We start from the raw sequence: 7,253 nt of genomic DNA, 5'->3' as shown, positions 1-7,253 counted from the left end.
TGGGGTTTACCGGACGGTTACTCTCATACGGTAACTAGACGGTAGGTTGGTTTCGCCAACTGGTTATGGCAATAGACGCTGTCTCATTAGTAATAGCAACATGCTTTTGAAGAGCATCAATATTTTCAATTGTTGACAAATTCAAACTGCACACCTTTTGTATTACGTCTTTAAGATTTCTATAAGGAATCTTGTTTATAGAGTAAAGGCTATGTTTCCTTTCCCATCCTTGAGTATTTGAGTAGAGTCGCGCAATAGAAGCGTAAAAGTACTTCGAGTAACTCTTTGAAAACCTCTCATTTAGCTCTTCTTTGAAAACAGATGGCTCGACTGGTTTTCCATATTTGATCATTACATCTAGCAGTGCGTCTACATAAGCCTTGACGTCAATACTACGATATGCCTTGTCTGGCGTTGTATAAAGCATCCGATCAAATTGTACTATTCGACCATCTTCTATCAATCTGTCCAAAAGAAAGGCAGCATGCCCCAGGCTTTTACTTTTAAGTAAACCTGCTACTTCGGGTTTTGTATAAGGTTTTTCACGCTTATTCAAGGCCTCAATAATAACATCTTCTTGCGTGATTTTTTTAAAATCCTTTTTAAGGCTTACCGAATCAGCCTGTGAGAGACCATCGAAATAAACACCATAATCTTCACCAAAGTGCTTAACAAAATGGCGAATCTCATAGTAGCCAATACACTTAAGAACGTCAGACGCTGAGTAACATTCGTTTAAATGAAAAACTCCACGATCACTTGATTCGGCAAACTTCTTTAACTCAAAGAAAATTTCATCAACATTGATCTCGCCTGAGTTCATAAAGTTAGTATGTTTGTATATTCCTTTCCCGGATAAATAAATATAATCAGGGTGCTTAAACGCCTCATGATTTAGTCGATCTTCATAAATATCTGAACGTGAAATCGACTGTGAATTTACAAGTTTGGCTATGTCCAACCAAGGCAAACCTTTGGGGTAATTAACTAATACGCATGCGCTGGCTTCAGATTTATTTAATAATCTTGGCCATGCAAGCTCACCTTCTATACTTAATATTCCTTGTGTGGCCAAGTAGTGAATGGCGTTGCTCAGATTTCGAACATTAGGTAATTCTAGTGTGGCTAGATAATCCTTTAAGTCTTCAATTAATGCAGGGGCACCATTTTCAGAAAAGTACGTATTGAATATCGATTTGTCTATCTCCGGATTGACGTAGTTAAACAGGTTATCTTGCTTGCAAATTATTTCTAGAAATTCATAAAAGTCTTTTTCAGAAGAAAAGCAGGAAAATAGATCCTCCCACTTTTCAGGGAAGCGGCTGTCTAATTCTGGTTCAATTAAATCCCATATGGTTTCTGGACTAATTCTCAAGTAACTCAAGAATATCTTATTACTCTTAGCCGCTTTTTGACGGATGCGCTCGCGGGATAAACCATAACTTTGGCCAATATCTTCGAGGGTTTCTTTATCCTCTACGTACCCCCAACGCCTTTGCGTAATATCCACTTCGTCATCAGATTGACTATCCAAAAACATATCGATATCATCAAGCAAAAGCTGCTCTAATTGTTCAAGACTAAGAGAGCTAATGCATTTTGGAACAATAAGTTTCGACTCAAAATTTTTATAATTAATTTCCCCATTAGAAATTAATTGCAATTCGTTTTCAACTAAATTCTTGAGCTCCATAAGCCCATCCACTGCCCTTCGACCAAATCCTGATAAAGAAGAAAGCTCCCCTCTATTAAATGATAAAATATGAACTATACTAGTTTCTATATCGTCTAAATTATGAAATCGAGCATATTTTTCGAATGGTTTGAGGAGCCTATCATCCAAGCTAATCAAGCTAACTCTCATGTTGTTGAGATCAATAGACGAAAGATCAAGCTTATTATTAGGTTCAGCATAATTGCTTATACTATCTTCTGACTGGTATTGATTTGCTAATGTTTTTAGTTCTCTAAAGGTATAGACATACCAAGCTCCGACGCCAGGAAGATTTTCAATGGTATGCACCGGCAAAGATAAAAGGTCTTTCAAGTTCTCGCCTAAAGAAAATGGAACTGGGCTGTCACTAACATTCTTTAATCTTTTAATTAATTTTATGAACTTTGGCGGCAAATCTAGCATATCAAGATTTGTATTCAAAGGCGGAAGAGATAGTGTCCCTTTCTTACTATCGTGTTGAATTTCATTCCCGAAGTTGTGTGATAAAATAGAATCACATCTAACTGATTTATTCTCAGTATCCCGAGTGCTCTTTGGTAAAAAGTCCATAACAGCCTCTTTCCTTTTGCTCCTAGTGAACAGTATTGCCCTCAATAGATCTGCAAAATAGACATTTGTCTTTATAGTATTAAAGGACACGGTGTCGAGCTGATCAATAACATCCCAAAATGAACTTGAATTTCTTAACTGAAGCTCGTCCATTTCTAACAGACTATTTAGTAGTTTATATGATGCAGCCGTTAATTGCTCAACATTGATACTTACTTCAAAGTCTTCATTTTTATCTGTCATTTTTTAGAATCTTTAGAAATATGGATACAGAACGATACTTGTTCTTGATAGCTTGAAGTTCAAACTCTGATAAGAGCTTCAGGTCCGATCTCGTACGAATTCTTTCTTTATATTTTTCCACTAGTTGACACTTAATTTTAGCTGGCGTTTTTTTCTCAGCCCCAAGAACATCACCTTTACCTTTATGTGGCTTAGCTAATGAATGATAATCAAAGTCGGGTAACAGGGATTTAATATCTCGTTCACTAAATTCACATAGTTGCTGCTGAGAAAAGTGAAGTGAGATGGCTCTTAAGCTGGGGGTTACTAAAGATTTTTTTTTAAAATTAGCGACAAATTTTTGTAATTTTTTTACCATTGGTTGCAAATCGAAGTCTTGATCAAAAGATGCAAGTAAATAACTAAAATAAGAACCAAAATGGGTGGCAATTTGGTCTAGGCTTACATCTTCAATACTTTGTTCAAGCTGGAAAAACTCGGGAATATTACCATTTTTTTCTCGGTATCTACGTAATTTGTCGATTAGTATTTCTCGGCTATTAAGCTGGAATTTCATTTTCTCAATCAGCGTAAGTACTTTAGCTGCTTCTTGGCTGTAGCTAACTTCTATGGATGAATCGTGGAGGACTACACGTTTATTTGGGGAAGTATTGTCTTCGAGTAGATTCTCATGGTCGGTTGGGGTGCGTTCTATTTCTTTTGTAAGTTCCTTTATTTCATTCAATCGCTCTAAAGAGCCAACGAAATCCAAGACATGCACATAGTCTTTATTTGGAGTTTTACGCAGTCCTCGACCGAGTTGTTGTAACCATATCGTTCGAGACCCTGTATAACGCATAAAGACGAGTAAATTCGTTTCTGGGATGTCTATCCCTTCGTTGAACAAATCACACACCAAAATATACTTGAAATCTCCTTCACGAAAATTGCGAATGTTTTCCCTTCGCTCCTGATCCGACATTTTAGAGTGAACTAAAGTAGCGGAACCAATCGCAAAGAAAGCTAATAAATGTCTCATGTGCTGTATATTACGACAGAATATAATGCCTTTTACATCGTCAATTTCTTTTTCGAGTATTGTTTTTTCAATGATTCTGACGACCTCTTGGTCCTTCTTATGGAGGAAGAGGTGCTTATCCAAATCTGAAATAGATAGTCCACTTTCTAGTTGATCAATTTTTTCTTGATTTAGATCATCAAGTAGCACCATATATTTCGGGAAAGCTAACTTGGCATGCTTTAGAGCCCAGACAAGGTCAAATTTTCCGATATGACCAGCTTCTCCACCAAAAAAAACAGTAACATCTTTATTATCTGCACGATAAGGCGTCGCAGTTAGGCCAACCAACAGTTTTGGTTTAAATAGTTTTATTACCTCTGAATATGTTCTGGCTGGGGTGTGGTGAGCTTCATCGACTATTATGTAATCAAATTCTTTTTTTGAAAGTGACTCAATCTGACCATATAAAGTATCAAATGACGCGAAAACAAAATCGGTATCTTCAGGATTTGATCCTGAAAAGCAGGCAGAAAAACTGTAGTTCCCAATACCTAAAACATTTTTAAATGAAGTGACAGATTGTAGCAAAATTTCTACCTGATGTGCTAAGAAAAGTACTTTTTGACGGTGATGGTTAATTTGAATAAGACGCTTAATGAGATGAGCAACTGTGTATGTTTTCCCTAGTCCCGTTGCCATTTCTATCAACAATTTTGATTTACCTTGTTTGTATTTTAGCAAAGCGTCATTGATAACATCTTTCTGATACTTCCGGGGCTTTATTTCTCGTCCAATTTCTGAATGCTTTTTGACCCAGAGGTTTTGTAATTCGTCTCGGTCAATCAATTCAACACCTAAGCGTAAAGCGCGGGCTTTCACCTCAGATGTGAAATAGGAGTTTGTTACTAAGATCCTGTTAGTTACGTTTGCAAGTTTTGCACCGGTAACTAGTTGGTTCAACGCTTTTACATCAACTGCTGTATTAATATTGCGCTGTTTAACTTCAATTGCGAACTTTCTCTTCCCTTTATACGCGAAGATATCAACACCACCATCGCCGTGCCGAAAGTCCCCACCTACCTTAGTAATTTCAGCATCTGACCAGCCAGATGCAACAAATAGATCTCTAGTAAAAAGTTCAAAGTCGGAAGGTGAAAGCCTATCGACATCTTTAAAATATCTAATCATGCGACTGTATTCCCTAAGTCTGTGCCAACAGAGTCTTCAAGATGCCTTATTAAATTGCGTATTACGTTGCGGCTTGTGTCTAAGCGGCAGATTCTGCTATAAAATTCCATAATAGCATTATAATCCATCAATTTTTCTTAGTAGGCTTTTCAAAATCAGCATTAGCCATTTGGATGTTCTTTACCAAGGCACACTGTCGTTACTCTTGCCAATTTATATCTACTTTGAAGTAAATATGTTCATATATATAGTTCATGTTATATAACCAGGCGCTATNCCAGATTATCCACATTATTCAGGGTAAAGCGATTCTGTAGCCACAGCTGGTATTCTGCGCCTTTTAAGGTGCCGCGTTCGGTGCAGTCCACATTCCATCTTCTTAGCAGGTAGCCTGCCATGGCGGCTCTGACCTGGATCAGTAGCTGGCTGTTTTCCATGCCGTAGTCCATTTCTATAGCGGTTTTATGCTCGATGTTTTTTGGGTGTGGCACCAGTTGCAGTGGGATCAGCCGTTGCCATTCTGCATCGGCTTGGGCCTGTTCATGTTGTTCTGGCGCTTCTTTAAGCGTGACTTTGCTGATACGGGTGAGTACAAAGTCTCTGAAGCTCTGGGTTTTGCGGTCAAAGGCGCGCACATGCCAGCGCAGGCCGTTATCCACAATGGCGTGAGGCACCAGCTCACGGCTGCCGGAGCCGCTGGAAAGGGAGGTGTAGATTACATTTACCGCTTTATTGTTGAGTATGGCCTGTACCAGCCGCGCCACAATAAAAATATCCGGCACATTAAGGCTGGAAGGAGATTCCACCGGGAAGTGAATATCGCCGATGGCATCAAAGCCATCGGAAATATCATTAGCCAGCTTGGTCAGGGTACGCTGTGCATCGTGCTCAAATACGGGTTTAAATTGCGGGGTCTGAAAATAACGCCGTTCTCTGGCATCGTAATGCAGGTTATCCGGGGCCAGCTCTTTATAAATATTCAGGTCACGGGTGGCGGCAGACAAGCCCACTTCAAAGCGGTTGATTACATCCTGGCGGTAGATAACGCCTTTAAACAGCAGGCTAAAATCAATGTAAGCCAGGCGCTGCTTCTGGGAAAAACTGATGGTGTCGAGCATCATCCCTTAACCTTCCAGTAACCGCCTTTGGCTGGCCCGATACGATCGAGTTTGCCTTGTTGTTTGAGTTGAGCGATCTGTTTTTCAATGGCTCTTGAGGAAACACCCAATTCTTCAGCCAGGGATCTGGCGCTGATTCTTGGATCCCGCTGGATCAACGCAAGCAGTGATGGTGTTTTCTCCGAACTTTTCTCCGAACCTTCCACATCATCGGTTGAAACCGTTCGGTGAAACTCGATATCCACAAAGTCCCCGGTTTCCTTAATTGTTGGTTCAGGGTTGCCCGCCTGCTGGCAAAGCTTGCGAAGGCGGTTAGTGGCGCTGAGACGCACATGTGTGCCTTTTTCCCGGCCTTTGGATTTCAGATAATAAGGCAACTGGCTACCACGGTACACTTGCACGATGACCAGTGTTTTTCCCTGCACGGTTTCCAGATGGATGTTAGGCATCAGGGTGGGGTGGCAATGGTCATGGGCCATTGAAGCAATTTGGTCCATCAGATCAAATTCATCTTCCTTTACACCCAAAACCTGGCGCAGATCATTCACACCGAGTATCAGCTTTCCGCCGCTGGTATTGGCGAAGGCAATCAGGGTTTTTGCTAATTGTTCCCCTTTCGGCAGCTGTTGCTTGAATTCCAGAGTCTTGCTTTCGCCCTGTTGGATCTCCTGCCAGAGCGAGTGCTCTGAGCTCATACTCCTACTCCCCAACAATTCCTTTTCATTTCCGCTTCCGGTTTTAATCTATTAGCGAAAGGCTTAGCGTTGTTCAGCGGTTCCACTGTATTCATGATCATTCATTATTATTTTGGAATCATAGTGATTTATTTTGAAACGGTTGTAAAGTGGATGTAAGAACAACACTGCATACATAGGCACTGCAATGCCCCAGGTGCGGGCAGGCATTAACAGAGCGAACCGCCAAACGGGGCCAACATGCGGGTAAACGTTTTTTAGGCTGTTCGGGTTTTCCGCAATGCCGCTATACGCAAGAACTGAATAAGGATGTGTTATGAAAGATCTGGATGTACAAAAGAAAATAGCCGTGTTGATTGATGCGGATAATGCTCAGCTTGCCAAGCTGGGTTCCATACTCGATGAGATATCCGCCCATGGCCATGTACTGATAAAACGGGCCAAGCCGGACTTTGACCCCAGAAGTTACGGCGCAACCAAAGTCACAGACTTAATAGCAGGCCTTTCTGGCGTATTCGAAATGACCAAACAAAAAGGCAAAGGTACAGCACAGATCATTCTTTACCGGCCCAGGATCGCAGCGGGTTAGTCTGAGCATTAGTATCACTCAGTTTCACTGGCACCATTGGGCTTAAAATGAACTTTTACCTGAAAGATGTAGTTAGGGAATTTTGAGGTCGAGAATCAACAGGCTAACTAAGGGTCAGGGCGGGATTCCACTTTGA

5 protein-coding genes and 1 pseudogene are annotated in these 7,253 nt (G+C 40.7%); 2 read left to right on the top strand and 4 right to left on the bottom strand.

Going from position 1 to position 7,253, the window contains the following annotated elements; translation table 11 throughout:
* Positions 1 to 34: 34 nt before the first annotated feature.
* The 4 genes and pseudogenes from CDA54_RS19200 to CDA54_RS19185 form a co-directional block, all read right to left on the bottom strand.
* Complete coding sequence (locus CDA54_RS19200; protein ID WP_218962437.1) at positions 35 to 2,527, bottom strand: sigma factor-like helix-turn-helix DNA-binding protein; 2,493 nt, start codon at positions 2,525 to 2,527, stop codon at positions 35 to 37.
* Positions 2,517 to 4,715, bottom strand: coding sequence for a DEAD/DEAH box helicase family protein (locus CDA54_RS19195; RefSeq protein ID WP_099036662.1), 2,199 nt, complete (start codon positions 4,713 to 4,715; stop codon positions 2,517 to 2,519). Before CDA54_RS19195 ends, CDA54_RS19200 begins: the two co-directional genes overlap by 11 nt.
* Before the next feature lie 252 nt (positions 4,716 to 4,967).
* Positions 4,968 to 5,833, bottom strand: a pseudogene (locus CDA54_RS19190) (WYL domain-containing protein).
* Positions 5,833 to 6,528 (bottom strand): ATP-binding protein, encoded by a 696-nt coding sequence (locus CDA54_RS19185; protein ID WP_099036661.1) that lies wholly within the window; start codon positions 6,526 to 6,528, stop codon positions 5,833 to 5,835. Before CDA54_RS19185 ends, CDA54_RS19190 begins: the two are co-directional and overlap by 1 nt.
* A 182-nt stretch (positions 6,529 to 6,710) precedes the next feature.
* On the opposite strand from CDA54_RS19185, the gene CDA54_RS19180 reads away from it, so the two are divergent.
* Positions 6,711 to 6,848: a topoisomerase DNA-binding C4 zinc finger domain-containing protein gene (locus tag CDA54_RS19180; protein WP_099036663.1), complete on the top strand. Its 138-nt coding sequence runs from the start codon at positions 6,711 to 6,713 to the stop codon at positions 6,846 to 6,848.
* Complete coding sequence (locus CDA54_RS19175; protein ID WP_099036660.1) at positions 6,845 to 7,117, top strand: OST-HTH/LOTUS domain-containing protein; 273 nt, start codon at positions 6,845 to 6,847, stop codon at positions 7,115 to 7,117. The genes CDA54_RS19180 and CDA54_RS19175 overlap by 4 nt, the downstream gene beginning before the upstream one ends.
* Positions 7,118 to 7,253 lie beyond the last annotated feature (136 nt).

This window comes from Lacimicrobium alkaliphilum (assembly GCF_002591895.1).
In the GTDB taxonomy this organism is placed as follows: Bacteria; Pseudomonadota; Gammaproteobacteria; order Enterobacterales; family Alteromonadaceae; genus Lacimicrobium; species Lacimicrobium alkaliphilum.
The sequence above is the reverse complement of the archived record's forward strand: the minus strand, read 5'-3'. Positions and strand labels throughout refer to the sequence as shown.